The 14140-nt window shown below is 56.8% G+C and carries 11 protein-coding genes; 5 read left to right on the top strand and 6 right to left on the bottom strand.

Annotated features, from left to right (window positions below):
* Window positions 1-89: 89 nt before the first annotated feature.
* Window positions 90-1025, bottom strand: a complete 936-nt coding sequence (locus NIZ92_RS05365; RefSeq protein ID WP_254002823.1) for an NmrA/HSCARG family protein — start codon at window positions 1023-1025, stop codon at window positions 90-92.
* A 90-nt stretch (window positions 1026-1115) separates the two neighbouring features.
* On the opposite strand from NIZ92_RS05365, the gene NIZ92_RS05360 reads away from it, so the two are divergent.
* Together NIZ92_RS05360 and NIZ92_RS05355 are read left to right on the top strand one after the other, a co-directional pair.
* On the top strand, window positions 1116-1529 hold the full coding sequence (locus NIZ92_RS05360; RefSeq protein ID WP_063693539.1) for a helix-turn-helix domain-containing protein: 414 nt from the start codon (window positions 1116-1118) through the stop codon (window positions 1527-1529).
* Between the two features lie 245 nt (window positions 1530-1774).
* On the top strand, window positions 1775-2254 hold the full coding sequence (locus NIZ92_RS05355; RefSeq protein ID WP_083054000.1) for a hypothetical protein: 480 nt from the start codon (window positions 1775-1777) through the stop codon (window positions 2252-2254).
* Window positions 2255-2274: 20 nt separating this feature from the next.
* Here NIZ92_RS05355 and NIZ92_RS05350 read toward each other — a convergent pair whose 3' ends face one another.
* Complete coding sequence (locus tag NIZ92_RS05350) at window positions 2275-4329, bottom strand: ATP-dependent DNA helicase (RefSeq protein WP_226348616.1); 2055 nt, start codon at window positions 4327-4329, stop codon at window positions 2275-2277.
* 160 nt (window positions 4330-4489) lie between these two features.
* Here NIZ92_RS05350 and NIZ92_RS05345 point away from each other — a divergent pair, with 160 nt between their 5' ends.
* The 3 genes from NIZ92_RS05345 (at window position 4490) to NIZ92_RS05335 (ending at window position 8234) form a co-directional block, all read left to right on the top strand.
* Window positions 4490-6838, top strand: a complete 2349-nt coding sequence (locus tag NIZ92_RS05345; protein ID WP_035270805.1) for a Tex family protein — start codon at window positions 4490-4492, stop codon at window positions 6836-6838.
* A 3-nt stretch (window positions 6839-6841) separates the two neighbouring features.
* Window positions 6842-7354: a hypothetical protein gene (locus tag NIZ92_RS05340; protein ID WP_035270806.1), complete on the top strand. Its 513-nt coding sequence runs from the start codon at window positions 6842-6844 to the stop codon at window positions 7352-7354.
* A 235-nt stretch (window positions 7355-7589) separates the two neighbouring features.
* Window positions 7590-8234, top strand: coding sequence for a CatB-related O-acetyltransferase (locus NIZ92_RS05335; protein ID WP_254002822.1), 645 nt, complete (start codon window positions 7590-7592; stop codon window positions 8232-8234).
* Window positions 8235-8614: 380 nt separating this feature from the next.
* On the opposite strand, the gene NIZ92_RS05330 is transcribed toward NIZ92_RS05335, so the two are convergent.
* The 4 genes from NIZ92_RS05330 to odhB all read right to left on the bottom strand — a co-directional run bounded on the left by NIZ92_RS05330 (window position 8615) and on the right by odhB (window position 14114).
* Window positions 8615-9937: a tryptophan--tRNA ligase gene (locus tag NIZ92_RS05330; protein WP_254002821.1), complete on the bottom strand. Its 1323-nt coding sequence runs from the start codon at window positions 9935-9937 to the stop codon at window positions 8615-8617.
* 76 nt (window positions 9938-10013) lie between these two features.
* A complete protein-coding gene (gene zapE, locus NIZ92_RS05325; RefSeq protein ID WP_254003203.1) occupies window positions 10014-11105 on the bottom strand; it encodes a cell division protein ZapE in 1092 nt (363 codons plus the stop codon).
* Window positions 11106-11322: 217 nt separating this feature from the next.
* The gene (gene lpdA / locus NIZ92_RS05320; protein ID WP_009457672.1) at window positions 11323-12750 is read right to left on the bottom strand and encodes a dihydrolipoyl dehydrogenase; all 1428 of its coding nucleotides are present in this window, start codon (window positions 12748-12750) and stop codon (window positions 11323-11325) included.
* Between the two features lie 161 nt (window positions 12751-12911).
* Window positions 12912-14114: a 2-oxoglutarate dehydrogenase complex dihydrolipoyllysine-residue succinyltransferase gene (gene odhB / locus NIZ92_RS05315; protein ID WP_254002820.1), complete on the bottom strand. Its 1203-nt coding sequence runs from the start codon at window positions 14112-14114 to the stop codon at window positions 12912-12914.
* Window positions 14115-14140 lie beyond the last annotated feature (26 nt).

The following is a 14140-nucleotide window of genomic DNA, read 5'->3' as shown; positions in this document are numbered from 1 at the left end:
GATGGTAATGAGCCGAATTTGACGCGTCAATGCGTGGAGAGATGGGGATTACCCTGCGTTCCAAGCGGGAGAGCTTTATATTTAAATAATTAAATTAGCCTTGTAACAGGATCTGAAAGCAGGGTTCTTGGTAGCGCTTTTGGCTGTTTTCTGCGCAACGCTTCTTCCAGCTTTTCACGCCCTTCTCCCATCAGCCAAGAACGCAGCGAGACAAGTTCAGGATTGATTTCTCGCATCAGACCGAGGTCCATCTGTTCTGCAAGAGGGCCATCCTCCAGACTAGACGCCATATGCCCCAAATCGACGTTGGCAGCTAATACTTCATCAGGGAATCGGGCATAAGTGATAGAGCGACCTGCGGCTTCAGAAAAGGCGGCCTCCAGCTCCTGGCCGGTCACACGATCACTGGCGATCTTCAAGGTCATCCCGGCAAAACGTGCCCTGTCCGCAAACAGGGCGGCAACGACTTTCCCTATGTCTTGCACCGCAGTGAGTTGGATCGAATGATCACGGTGTATCAGAGAAACCAACCGCCCTTCCTCCAGGCCAAAGCCCGGCCGCACAAGCATCTCCATGAAGATCATGGGACGGATGATGGTTGCAGTCAGCGGCAGTTCGCGAATATGTGCCTCAATAAGAGGCTTGGCATCAAAGCGCGCAACACCTGTCAGTTTGTCCCCAGCGCTAGCCCCCGAGGAATAGATGAAATGCTCGACGCCATTTTTTGCCGCCAGATCAGCAAGACGTGTGCCATAACAAACCTCCTCTTCTGCTGATAGGTTCGCAGGCATCACGCTAAATACGCCATACACATCCTTCATGGCCGACGCGCTAAGATTGGCATCGTCCAATGACCCTTGCACGAGTTCAGCGCCTGCTTCCCGCAGAGCGATTGAAGCCGGTTTGGATGGAGATTGCACAAAGGCGCGGACAGGCCAGTGAGCCTCCAGGAGTGCTTTGGCCACCGATCCACCTTGCCGGCCTGTGGCTCCGAAAACCAGAATGGGACGATGTACTTTGTTCATGATTCAGCTCGAAAAAAAAGAGAATGTCGTATTCTTTCCTCGATATCTGAATTGCGGAAGACGGCACTTTTTTGAACCTCAGGCACAAAAATGAAACCCATAGATCCAGCAGAGTCGGATTCTCTCAAGGAGAAGCCCGACAGCGACTCATCCTTCCAGCCGATTCCCTTGAATGGAATCTGCACGCGACTCGGTGACAAGTGGACCGTGCAGGTCATCTGGCGCCTTGCCATCGCGGGTGATCGTAGACTGCGATTTTCCGAAATCAAGCGTGAGGTAGAAGGAATCACACAGCGCATGCTGACGCTGACACTGCGAAACCTGGAACGAGATGGCTTGGTAGAACGCCATTATTTTCCCGAGGTGCCCCCACGTGTGGAATACGAACTGACGGAGATGGGGAAAAACATGCTCGATGCGCTGAAAGGCATCAATGTGTGGGTCAAAGAGAACCTTCCGCGTATACAGGAATCACGTCAAACGTACGATGCCAAAAAGCCTTGATGTAGAACGGAGAACGACGCGAAATTGAAGTCCAAGCTTATGATGCTGCGACTTTATACAATGTCGTGCCCCGTGCCTGCTACTGTGCAGCACCTAGCTCAAAACTCCACCGTGGCAAGCAATGACTGAAACCTGTCCTAAGTTGTTGGCCCGTAAGACCCACTACTCCGCTTCCCGACGTCACAAGAACATGAAAACAGACATTTTCCAATGTCCAAGAATGCCCCTTTCATAAAACATACTCCATGAACCACGAACAAGCAGAAACACGGGTACTAGAAGCCATTCCTGTACTGGCAAAGGATCAAAGCATTGAGGAGTGCATCGCTCAACTGCAAGCCAGCGGCCTGTCTGAAGTCCGTGCGACCAAGCTTTGCGTGATGATTCCCGAAGCCTTCGGGCTGGCATTGGCCTGGCGCCTGGGTGCAGCACTGCCTGATGAAGAGCAGATGTTTGATGTGCACAATCGCGCAGGCGAGACGGTTCAGGTCCCCATGCTGGGCCAGCATGTGTTTTCCGTCGCGCTGGCAATGGCGGTAGCGGTGCTCAAAAAAGGCTGGTTTACGCCTATCACTCGGGAAGCGTTTGAGGCAGTCAGCAATCGCAGTGCCGTCATGTCCGTTCTTCAGCAGATAGAGGGCAGTCTGGAAGGCGCTGGCACACCCAGCCTGTTCTTATGGGGCCTGGTGGCAGAGGACATCGTCGCAGACGAGTCCTTACCCTAGTTTTTATAGACGGAATACGCTCAAGCCTGCTCCGAGCTGTCGTTCAGCTCCACATCACTGACCTGAGCGCTCTGCCGCTTCGCTTTCTGCTCCCGCAGAAACGCCAAGGCACGAGCAGGATCACGGGTACGGGCAAAAGGTGGCAAACCACGCCATAGCAGTTTGCCGTAGGGCTTCTCGACAATACGGGTGTCGCCCACCATCAGCACGCCCCAGTCGCGCTCGGTACGAATCAGACGCCCTGCCCCTTGCTTCAAGGCAATGGCGGCTTCGGGCAACTGGTATTCCATGAAGGGATTACCGCCCCTGTCCTTGCACTCCTTGATACGCGCTTCCAGCACCGGATCATCCGGCGGAGCAAAGGGCAGCTTGTCGATAGCAACCAGCGTCAAGGCATCACCGGGCAGGTCAATCCCTTCCCAGAAGCTGGCGCTCCCCACCAAAACCGCATTGCCACGGGCACGGAACTCGTCCAGCAGAACTTGCCGTGAACGCTCCCCCTGGCGCAGCACATTGCGTTCGATGTCTTCCCGATCAAATCGGTCCCGCAGCATATCTGCAATCCGCTCGACCGAGCGCAAGGTGGTACAGAGCACCAGCACCCCACCCTGCCCCGCCTTGATCAGCGGAATGAGCGCATCCACGAAGGCCTGATTGAAGTTGGGATGGCTAGGAAGCGGCAAGGTGCTGGGGACGTAGAACAGCGCCTGATTCGGATAATCGAAAGGCGAAGCCCAGGCTTCGGTGCGAGCATCAAACAAACCCAGTTGACGCTTGAAGTGATTGAAATCACCATGCACCGACAAGGTGGCCGAGGTCAGCACCCAGGACTGCTCCTTGCCTCGGTAGCGCGAGAAAATCTTGGCGACCGACAAAGGGGCACTGTGCAGGCGCAGATAATGCTGCCCACTTTCTACCCAACGCACGAACTCGTCGGGCTGGTCTTCGTCTTTTTCGCTTTCTGGCAAATAGGCGTGGCGGCCTTGACGATCCGGCTGGCTCCATTGGAACAAGCGCGCACGTAACTCCAAGGCGCTTTTATGCGCCGCCGCCAGATCTGGATGGCGTTCAGCCACCATGGCCAGCATCTTGATGACCTTGTCGAAGGTCTCCAGCAAATTCTCCAGCGCCTCGTCAAAAAGCTCGGGCTCGGGCAAGGCCTGAAAAGTGGCACGGCCACCTTGGGCGGCCAGCGACGCGGTGCGCAAATGCAAATCCCGAGCCGCTTGCTCCAGCTTGCGCGCCACCTGACTCCAGTCCACGGTCTCGCGCGCCTGGGCCAGACCCGCCGCTTCTATCTGACGACACAAATCCGTCAATTGATACAAGGACACGCTACTACCCAGAAAACGGGTGGCCACGTCGGGCAGTTGGTGTGCCTCGTCAAACACCACCAGATCCACGCTAGGCAGCAAATCTGTCACACCCTCTTCGCGCAAGGCCAGGTCCGCCATGAATAGAGCATGGTTCACCACTACTACATCCGCATCCTGGGCATGACGGCGCGCCTTCATCACAAAGCAGTCGCGCACAAAGGGGCAATCCTGTCCCAGGCAGTTATCGCGTGTGGAAGTGACTCGGTGCCAAATATCCGCGTCCTCCGGGACTTCGGCCAACTCACCCTTGTCGCCGCTACGGCTGCGTTCAGTAAAAAGCTGGATGGCCCGCAGATAAGCAATTTCCGCACGGGACTTCAGGGCTCGATCATCCTGACCCAATCGTTCCAAATGGTAATGACAAACGTAGTTGCTGCGCCCCTTGAGCAAGGCCACATCCACCGGCAAGGCCAGCGCTTTACGCAGGTGGGGAATATCCCGACGGAACAATTGATCCTGCAAGGTGCGCGTCCCGGTCGAGACCAAGGCTTTGCCACCTTGCATGAACACAGGCACCAGATAGGCCCAGGTCTTGCCCGTGCCTGTGCCCGCCTCGGCAATCAATACGCCGGACTCGGCGACCGTCTCGCTGATGGCTTGGGCCAGCTCCAGCTGAGCCTGCCGCGGACGATAGTGCGAGACAGACTCTGCCAGAGGGCCTTGGGGAGAAAAGATATCGGAATAATCCTGCAACAACATGGGGCAAAACCGCTCAGGGAGAGGTGACGAATGACAGAACTGTCTACAATCACAGTGGAATACATACAAGATGATACCTGCCAATTCTGGGTCGCTGCCGGTCTTTATGGCAAAATGCGGCGCTTGCAGACCCTTTTACAACGATGGACCCATAACTGAAATGACTGTGGAAACCCTCGCCCAGCAACAGGATCACCAACAGATTCTGGCGCTACTGGCCTCTGAACTGAACATCCGCATCCAACAAGCCGCCTCTACGGTTGAGCTCTTGGACAACGGGGCCACGGTCCCTTTTATTGCCCGTTACCGCAAGGAAGCTACCGGCGGCCTGGACGATAATGTCCTGCGTGATCTGGAAGTGCGCCTGATCTATTTGCGCGATATGCAATCGCGTCGTCATGCCATTCTGGAATCGATCCGCCAGCAGGAAAAACTGACGCCCGAGCTGGAGCAAGCCATTTTGGCGGCTGACACCAAGCAGCGTCTGGAAGACTTGTACGCCCCTTACAAGCCCAAGCGCCGTACCCGTGCCCAGATTGCCCGCGAAGCCGGCCTGGAGCCGCTGGCGGACGCCATTCTGGCCCAGAAGGATGCAGACCCTGTGGCGCTGGCCGAAGGCTATCTGAATGCCGAAGCCAAGATCGACACGGCCAAAGCCGCCCTGGACGGTGCCCGCGACATTCTGGCCGAACGCTTTGCCGAGCAGGCCGACCTGCTGGAAGCCATGCGCGACTATCTGTGGAAGTCCGCTCACTTGTACTCCAAGGTTGCCGAAGGCAAGGAACAGGAAGGCGACAAGTTCCGCGACTGGTTCGACTTTAACGAAGCGCTGCGCCAACTGCCTTCTCACCGCGTACTGGCTTTGTTGCGCGGTCGTCAGCAAGGTGCACTGGACCTGCGCCTGGGCCTGAACCCCGAGCAGGATGCGCTTCTGCCTCACCCTTGTGTACTGAAAGTCGCCGAGCTGACCGATATTGGCGCTGACTTTTCCGCCGACGCCAGCCCACGCGACCATTGGCTGGCCGAGGTTTGCCGCTGGACCTGGCGCGTCAAGTTGCTGACAGCATTCGAATCCGAGCTGATTGGCCGCCTGCGCGAAGAAGCCGAGCAAGAATCCACCCGCGTGTTTGCCGCTAATCTGCGCGATTTGCTGCTGGCGGCCCCCGCCGGCAATAAAGCCGTTCTGGGCCTGGACCCAGGTATTCGTACCGGCGTGAAAGCTGCTGTGATCGATGCAACCGGCAAGGTGCTGGATACGGCCACCGTCTACCCCTTTGAGCCCCGTCGTGACCGCGAAGGCGCCATTCGTACCCTGGCCGGCCTGGCGACTCGCTACCAAGTTGAATTGGTGGCGATTGGTAACGGCACAGCGTCACGCGAAACCGAGAAACTGGTTGCCGACCTGCAATCCGCTTTCCCGCAGTTGCCTTTGACTCGCGTAGTCGTGTCCGAGGCCGGCGCTTCGGTGTACTCCGCCTCTGAACTGGCCGCACAAGAATTCCCGGATATGGACGTCAGCCTGCGCGGTGCTGTTTCCATCGCCCGCCGCCTGCAAGACCCACTGGCCGAGCTGGTCAAGATCGACCCCAAATCCATTGGTGTCGGCCAATACCAGCACGACGTGAATCAGCGCGAACTGGCTCGCAGCCTGGACGCCGTGGTCGAGGATTGTGTGAACGCCGTAGGTGTGGATGTCAACACCGCTTCTGCTCCCCTGCTGGCGCGCGTTTCGGGCCTGAACAACACGCTGGCCAAAAACATCGTTACCTGGCGTGACGAAAACGGTGCCTTCCAAAGCCGCAAGCAGTTGCGTGAGGTGCCGCGCTTTGGTGAAAAAGCCTTTGAACAGGCAGCGGGCTTTTTGCGTATTCCCGGTGCAGCCAACCCTCTGGACGCCTCGGCGGTTCACCCCGAAGCCTACCCGGTTGCCGCCCGCATTCTGGAGCGCCTGCAAACCGAAGCCAGCGATGTCATGGGTAAATCCGGCGCATTGAAAGGCTTGTCGCCTTCGGACTTCACGGATGAACGCTTTGGTTTGCCCACCGTGCGTGATATTTTTAATGAAATTGAAAAGCCCGGTCGCGACCCTCGCCCTGAATTCACCACCGCCAAGTTCCAGGAAGGCATCAACTCCCTGAACGATTTGACGCCCGGCATGATTCTGGAAGGCGTGGTCACCAATGTGGCCAACTTTGGTGCCTTTGTGGACGTGGGTGTGCACCAGGACGGTCTGGTGCATATCTCGGCCCTGTCCGAGACCTTTGTCAAAGATCCGCGTGATGTGGTTCGCGTTGGGCAGACCGTTAAGGTTAAAGTCCAGGAAGTGGATGTAGCTCGTAAGCGCATCGGCTTGACCATGCGCCTGAACGACGACAGCGGCCCTGTGCGTGGTTCCAGCAACACCGGCAACGCTCCCCAGCGCCGTTCCGGAAACAATCGCCCCAACCGGCAAGCTGAACCGGCACCGACAGGTGCTATGGCAGCCGCCTTTAGCAAACTTCGGAGATAAGCCATGACTGAGACCGAGCGCCTTTCCCAACTGACGCGTCTGCTCAATCTGCTGACCGGATTTGATCAGAAGGAACAGGATATTGCAGCCATCAGCCAGTCCGTGCTGACAGCCAGCGCCAGCCCGACAGCGATGGGTGAGGCGTATGGCAAGCACGCCCAGAACTTGATGGAACACGATCCGGATGGCGCTCTGATCCTGGCCATCAGCTACGAGCTGGACGACTATCTGGCTCTGGCCGATACCGTGGACGAACTGTGGGAAGAGATTCTGGCTGCCTTTGAAAGCCAGGATCTGCCCGCCTTTCCCTACGACGACATGCCTTTTCAGGACGTGGACGGCTTTTTCCAATGGGCGAACGAGCAGTTGCAGGAGTTTCACCCCTCCTACTGCCTGCTGGAATTTGCCCAAAGCTATGACGAGGAATTTCAGCTGATCGTGGTCAAACGCGAGAACCTGGAAGAAATTCTAAGTCTGTGTGAAAAACTGGATATTCCCGCTCAAGCAGCCGAATAAGGCCAGTAATCCCGGCCCAAACACACCAAGCCCTGCGTGAGCATTCATGCAGGGCTTGATGCTTTTGGCCCGCTTGAATGCCAAGCAGCTCAAAGCGCATTAGACTAGTCCCGCCATCAACATCAGCAAGCGAGCCTCTTGTGCTCGCTTGGCTGCTTGGCCCAAACATGAACACCCACTTTGCCGGGACCGGCGCAAAGTCAGTTCCCGCGCGGCAAGGTCCAGAAGGAGAAACATGGAGCAAAAACACTGGTCGCAGGTCGAACTCCTGCACGAAACCGTATCCAATCCCAATATTCACGTACGCGGCACACACAGCTATTACAGCCATGCCTGGACAGACAGTTTTGAAGAAAGCGTAGTGCGTTACCTGTACGGGGACGAATACAGCCGCAAGGCCTGGACCTCGCAATGGCCGGTAGACCAGTTGCATATTGGCGACTACGTGTGCATCGGTGCCGAGGCCGTGATTCTGATGGGCGGCAACCATACCCATCGCATGGACTGGTTCAGCCTGTACCCCTTCGTGGACAAGATTACGGAGGCTTACGTCGGTAAAGGCGACACCCATATTCACGATGGTGCCTGGATCGGCATGCGAGCCATGATCATGCCCGGTGTCGTGATTGGTGAAGGCGCTGTCGTGGCCTCGGGAGCAATTGTGACCAAGAACGTGGCACCCTACACGATTGTGGCTGGCAATCCTGCTGTACCCGTGCGAAAGCGCTTTGATGAGGCAACGATTGAGCAATTGCTGGGTCTGAAGATGTATGAGTGGCCGGAAGAGAAATTCACGGCGCTAAGGGATGTGATCTGCGCAGAAGATATTGCAGCATTGGAGCTGGCCAGCCAGGACTGGGATCAGAAGTCCAAAGCCTAAGAGCGACTGGCCCAGGCTCAAGTCCAGGTCTTAAGTCCAAGTCTTAAGTCCGAATCCAGATTTCGGGCTCAGAATTCAGAGTTCACGTTCGGATCAGATCTGGTTTGGTTTGGTTTGGTTTGACCTGACCTGATTTCAAGAATGAATTCAAGGCCAAAGCCGATTACACGAGCAGGGTCAAGCCAAGCTCCAGCTTGATCTTCTGCACACGCTCAGTACAAGGAATAAAGAACAGCCCCAAAAGTGAGATAGGTCTCTCTTTTGGGGCTGCTCATTTTCAAGCAATCCTCAAGCTGAAGCGCTGCTGCTCAAAGAAGCTTGCTGCCTCCACTGCGGCATCAATCCTGAATAGCAGATCAATCCCACAGTAGACGAACCACTTAGTCGCGCATCGAATCCAAAGCGGCTGCAACGGCATCACGCAGATCTGCCGATACTCGTGCCACTTCTTCACCGGCACAATGGATTTGCAACTCCTGACCGTCCTGCTTGGCAACTTCGGCAAAAGCCGCAGTCTGCAGTGCCTTGATCGCCACACCAGCCTGTTTTGGGTCTGCGTAAGAGCGAGACAGAAACAGCTCTTGTCCAGCAGCATCTTGCAGGCGGAAACGGAAGGTGCCGTCTTCGTCGCGGAAGTTCACAAAACGAGCTTTACGAGCCTTGGCTTCAGTCTTGCTAACTGCCACGCTCAAGGGGTCACGCAGGCCCACGGCCGCCTTCAATTCATGGATGAAGGGGGTAGCGTAGGCACGAGCCTTGCGCGCGCCAACTTGCAGCAAATCCTCAATATCCTGGGGACGAGCCATCAAGGCTTCGTAGCGATCGCGCATGGGCGCAATCATGGCTTCCAGCAAGTGATGCAAGGCATCCTTGGCCTCGCCCCAGGCCATGCCGTCGATCAACTGCTGACGGAAGGCTTGGGTCTGCTCGGGTGTCGCAAATGCCTTGTACAAGGCCGTCAGATGCGAATCATCGGGATCTTTAGACTCGCCGGGACCTTTGGAGTCCGTCACGATGCGGGCAATGGCCGCCTTCAGTGCCTTGGCACCACCCTCGAACAGAGGAATCGTGTTGTCGTAGCTCTTGGACATCTTGCGACCATCCAGACCAGGCAAGAGGGCCACGTCCTCTTCCACTTGTACTTCAGGCAATACAAACAGCTCCTTGCCACGGCCATACAGATGATTGAAGCTCTTGGCGATATCGCGTGCCATTTCCAGGTGCTGCACCTGATCCCGGCCCACGGGTACCTTGTGGGCATTGAACATCAGGATGTCAGCCGCCATCAGTACGGGGTAGCTGAACAGGCCCATGGTGACGCCATCATCAGGCTCTACGCCCGCCGCTTCATTCTTGTCGACAGAAGCCTTGTAAGCGTGTGCACGGTTCATCAAGCCCTTGCCGGTTACGCAACCCAGCATCCAGGACAGCTCCGGAATTTCCGGAATATCGGATTGACGGTAGAACGTTACTTTTTCCACATCCAGGCCGCAGGCCAGCCAGGTAGCAGCAATCGCACGGCGCGAAATGGCTACGCGCTCCGGATCGTCACATTTGATCAGGGCGTGGTAGTCCGCCATGAAGAAAAATGCGTCGACATCGGCTTGCTGGCTAGCACGGATAGCAGGACGAATCGCCCCGGCATAATTACCCAAGTGTGGAATACCGGTCGTTGTAACGCCGGTCAGTACTCGTGTCGTCATGATAAAAAATACGCTTATAAAACTACGTGTCAGGGTTCAGGAATCAGACGCGTGGCCAGTGGCCGCGCCCAGCATCCTACAAAATAACTGCCTGGCGCCGTTCTGACTCCAGGTACTCCCGCGATTGCATTTCCATCAAACGCGAGACAGTACGGTGGAACTCATTGGCCATAGGGCCATCCACATACAATTCTTCTTCAGGCACCGCTGCGGACATGATGAACTTCACCTTGTGATCGTAAAAAACGTCGACCAGCCAGGTGAAGCGTCGCGCCGCAGAGGCATCACGCGCTGTCATGCGAGGCACATCAGACAAAATCACGGTCTGGAAGCGGTTCGCCAGTTCCAGATAGTCGTTTTGCGAACGTGGGCTGACGCACAGGGTCTCGAAATCAAACCAGACGGCTGAACCGGACAAGGCGACCGCTTTTACATCCCGGTTTTCAATACTGAGCACCGGCTCTTGAGGGGCCGTGTCCGACAAGGCCGTGAACATGGATTGCAGTTCTGCGGTGGTCTCCGGACCCAATGGCGTCAAATAGGTTTTCACCTGTTCCAGCGCACGGCGGCGGTAATCCACACCCGTATCCACGTTCATGATGTCCATGTTCTTCTGAATCAGCGCAATGGCGGGCAGAATGCGATCGCGGTGCAGGCCTTCCGGATACAGCGTGGAGGGCTCGTAGTTGGACGTCATCACAAAGGACGTACCGCGCTCGAACAGACCCAACAGCAGCTTGTACAGAATCATGGCATCGGCCACATCCGAGACGTGGAACTCGTCAAAACAGATCAGGCGATAACGCTTGGCGATACGCTTGGCGACCTCATCCAAGGGATCACTCATGCCTTTGACCTGATTCAGCTCTTTGTGCACGCCGCGCATGAACTCATGGAAGTGAATCCGAGTTTTGCGCTTGAGCGGCACCGTCAGGTAGAAGGCGTCCATCAGGAAGCTCTTGCCGCGCCCGACCCCACCCCACAGGTACACACCACGCGGCACTTCCGGGCGGGAGAACATACGACGCAAGGCGCTGGAGCGCATTTTGCGATACTCCACCCACTCATCGTAATAGCGTTGCAGCCGGTCTATAGCTTGCTCCTGTGCCTGGTCGGCACGGTAGCCTTTTTCCGCTAAAGCCTGATGGTAATACTCGCGAACATTCATATCACTGAAAATAAAAGAACCTGTCCAAGACAGGTAGTGGTCTGCCAGCATGCACTGCGATCCACAGCAGCACCGCTTTTGATGCAGGGTCTGAGCATACTGCGCGGTCAATTATCTCACGCATCGCAGCCGCTACGGACTGCTGTGATCAGCCTTTCGTGACGAAAAAAAGGGCGAGCCCGTGCCCGCCCTTTTCCAACAACACCCTGAAAGTCTATCAGAAGTTCAGAGCGCGTTTGTCCACTGCCAAGGCCGCTTCTTTCAGGGCTTCGGACAGGGTTGGGTGAGCATGGCAAATACGGGCGATATCTTCCGACGCGCCACGGAATTCCATGATTGCAACAGCTTCAGCCACCAGCTCGGAAGCCACAGGGCCCACAAAGTGCACGCCCAGGACCTCGTCCGTCTTGGCATCCGCCAGAACCTTCACAAAGCCGGTCGTGTCACCCAGTGCGCGGGCACGGCCGTTAGCCAGGAAGGGGAAGCTGCCAGCGCGGTAAGCACGGCCTTCGGTCTTCAGTTGCTGTTCGGTCTTGCCAACCCAGGCGATTTCGGGCGAAGTGTAGATAACCCAAGGCACAGTGTCGAAGTTGACGTGGGGTTGCTGACCAGCCAGACGCTCGGCCACAGCCACACCTTCCTCTTCGGCTTTGTGAGCCAGCATAGGACCACGCACCACGTCACCCACCGCCCAGATACCTGGCAGGCTGGTGGCGCAATCGTCGTCCACAACCACGAAGCCGCGCTCGTCCAGTTTCAGACCGATGGTGTCTGCACCCAGACCGGCAGTGTTAGGCACACGGCCGATGGACACGATCAGCTTGTCGGCTTCCAGCTTGTGCTCGGCACCAGCGGCATCCACGTAGTTGATGGTGACCTGTTTGGCGGACTTCTTGATTTCGCCAACTTTCACGCCCACATTGATCTTCAGACCTTGCTTGGTGAAAGCCTTCAGGGCTTCCTTGGCAACGTCGCGATCCACGGCGGACAGGAACTCGGGAGCACCTTCCAGAATGGTCACTTCGGCACCCAGGCGACGCCACACGCTACCCAGTTCCAGACCAATCACACCGGCACCGATAACGGCCAGTTTCTTGGGAACCTTGGGCAGACGCAGTGCGCCGTCGTTGGACAGAATTTGCTCTTCGTCGAACTCGGCACCGGGCAAGGCACGAGCCGAGCTACCGGTAGCGATGATGACGTTCTTGGCAACCAGCTCTTCAGCGTTGGCACCGGCCACGTTCACCGACCAGCCGCCGTCAACCTTGGCGCCAAAGGAAGCGGTGCCGTGGAAGAAAGTGACCTTGTTCTTTTTGAACAGGTACAGGATGCCGTCGTTGTTCTGCTTGACGACAACGTCTTTGCGACCGATCAGCTTGTCCAGATTCAGCGATACGCCCTTGACGTCCACACCGTGATCAGCCAGATGCAGATTGGCGTGCTCGAAGTGCTCGGACGATTGCAGCAAGGCCTTGGAAGGAATGCAACCAACGTTGGTGCAAGTACCGCCAGGAGCGGGTTTGCCTTCAGCGGTGGACCATGCGTCCACGCAAGCGACGCTCATACCCAGTTGAGCAGCACGGATGGCGGCGATGTAGCCACCAGGGCCTGCACCAATCACGACAACATCAAATTGCTTAGCCATAAAAAATCCCATAAATGTGAAAAGGCACGCTGGACCGCCCAGAAGTCGGGCGGGAAAGTATCAGGTGGCGAACGCCAACCCCCAGGGCCTTAAACAAAGTCGGCCAAGGCTTAGAAGCAAGCACTTGGCCGTAAACATACTAGACCGAAACTACCGCGTGCTTAGACGTTCAACAGCAGACGCTGTGGATCTTCCAAGGCTTCCTTCATGGCCACCAGACCCAGAACGGCTTCGCGGCCGTCGATGATACGGTGGTCGTAGGACATGGCCAGGTAGTTCATGGGGCGAATCACGATCTGACCGTTTTCCACAACAGCGCGATCCTTGGTGGCGTGAATGCCCAGGATGGCGGACTGAGGTGGATTGATGATGGGGGTGGACAGCATGGAGCCGAACACGCCACCGTTGGAGATGGAGAAGGTACCGCCTGTCATTTCTTCCAGGGTCAGCTTGCCGTCGCGGGCACGGGCACCGAAGTCAGCGATTTGCTTTTCGATGTCAGCGATGGACATTTGATCAGCGTTACGCAGGATAGGCACCACCAGACCACGTGGGCTACCAACGGCCACACCGATGTCGAAGTAACCGTGGTAGATGATGTCTTTGCCATCAACCGAGGCGTTCAGTACGGGGTATTTCTTCAGGGCGGCAACAGCAGCCTTGACGAAGAAGGACATGAAGCCCAGTTTCACGCCGTGCTCTTTCTCGAACTGATCCTTGTACTTCTTGCGCAGATCCAGCACAGCTTGCATGTTGACTTCGTTGAACGTGGTCAGCATGGCGTTTTCGGACTGCGACTGCAGCAGACGCTCGGCGATGCGAGCGCGCAGACGGCTCATGGGCACGCGCTGCTCTGGACGGCCGTCCAGGGACAGGGTTGGAGGGGCAACAGGAGCGGCAGCAGGCTTAGCAGCAGCGGCGTTGGCTTCCAAAGCGTCACCCTTGGTGATGCGACCACCACGGCCGGAACCTTCCACGGAGCTGGCTTCCACACCCTTTTCAGCCAGGATCTTGGCAGCAGCAGGCGAAGCAACCGAAGAGGCGGCGGAGCTGGCAGCAGCTGGGGCAGCAGCAGGAGCGGCTTCTTGTGCAGCGGCGGCAGGAGCGGCAGCGCTGGCCTTGCCTTCGGAGTCAATACGGGCCAGCACGTCGCCGGAGGTAACGGTGCTGCCGTTGGCCTTGACGATTTCGCTCAGCACGCCCGAGGCAGGAGCGGGAACTTCCAGCACAACCTTGTCGGTTTCGACTTCGATCAGGATTTCATCAGCCTGGACCATTTCGCCAGGTTGTTTTTTCCACTCCAGCAAAGTGGCTTCGGAGATGGATTCAGAGAGTTGGGGAACCAGAACGTCGGTAATTGCCATGATTATATTTTCCGTATTTAAAATTT

This window comes from Alcaligenes sp. 1735tsa3, assembly GCF_024134565.1.
GTDB lineage: Bacteria > Pseudomonadota > Gammaproteobacteria > Burkholderiales > Burkholderiaceae_B > Alcaligenes > Alcaligenes phenolicus.
Note: the sequence above shows the minus strand (reverse complement) of the source record. Positions and strands in the feature narration are given on the sequence as shown.

Coding starts and splice junctions, on each gene's coding strand:
- NIZ92_RS05365 (WP_254002823.1), bottom strand. CDS start 1,025: ATGAACAAAGTACATCGTCCCATTCTGGTTTTCGGAGCCACAGGCCGG.
- NIZ92_RS05360 (WP_063693539.1), top strand. CDS start 1,116: ATGAAACCCATAGATCCAGCAGAGTCGGATTCTCTCAAGGAGAAGCCC.
- NIZ92_RS05355 (WP_083054000.1), top strand. CDS start 1,775: ATGAACCACGAACAAGCAGAAACACGGGTACTAGAAGCCATTCCTGTA.
- NIZ92_RS05350 (WP_226348616.1), bottom strand. CDS start 4,329: ATGTTGTTGCAGGATTATTCCGATATCTTTTCTCCCCAAGGCCCTCTG.
- NIZ92_RS05345 (WP_035270805.1), top strand. CDS start 4,490: ATGACTGTGGAAACCCTCGCCCAGCAACAGGATCACCAACAGATTCTG.
- NIZ92_RS05340 (WP_035270806.1), top strand. CDS start 6,842: ATGACTGAGACCGAGCGCCTTTCCCAACTGACGCGTCTGCTCAATCTG.
- NIZ92_RS05335 (WP_254002822.1), top strand. CDS start 7,590: ATGGAGCAAAAACACTGGTCGCAGGTCGAACTCCTGCACGAAACCGTA.
- NIZ92_RS05330 (WP_254002821.1), bottom strand. CDS start 9,937: ATGACGACACGAGTACTGACCGGCGTTACAACGACCGGTATTCCACAC.
- zapE (WP_254003203.1), bottom strand. CDS start 11,105: ATGAATGTTCGCGAGTATTACCATCAGGCTTTAGCGGAAAAAGGCTAC.
- lpdA (WP_009457672.1), bottom strand. CDS start 12,750: ATGGCTAAGCAATTTGATGTTGTCGTGATTGGTGCAGGCCCTGGTGGC.
- odhB (WP_254002820.1), bottom strand. CDS start 14,114: ATGGCAATTACCGACGTTCTGGTTCCCCAACTCTCTGAATCCATCTCC.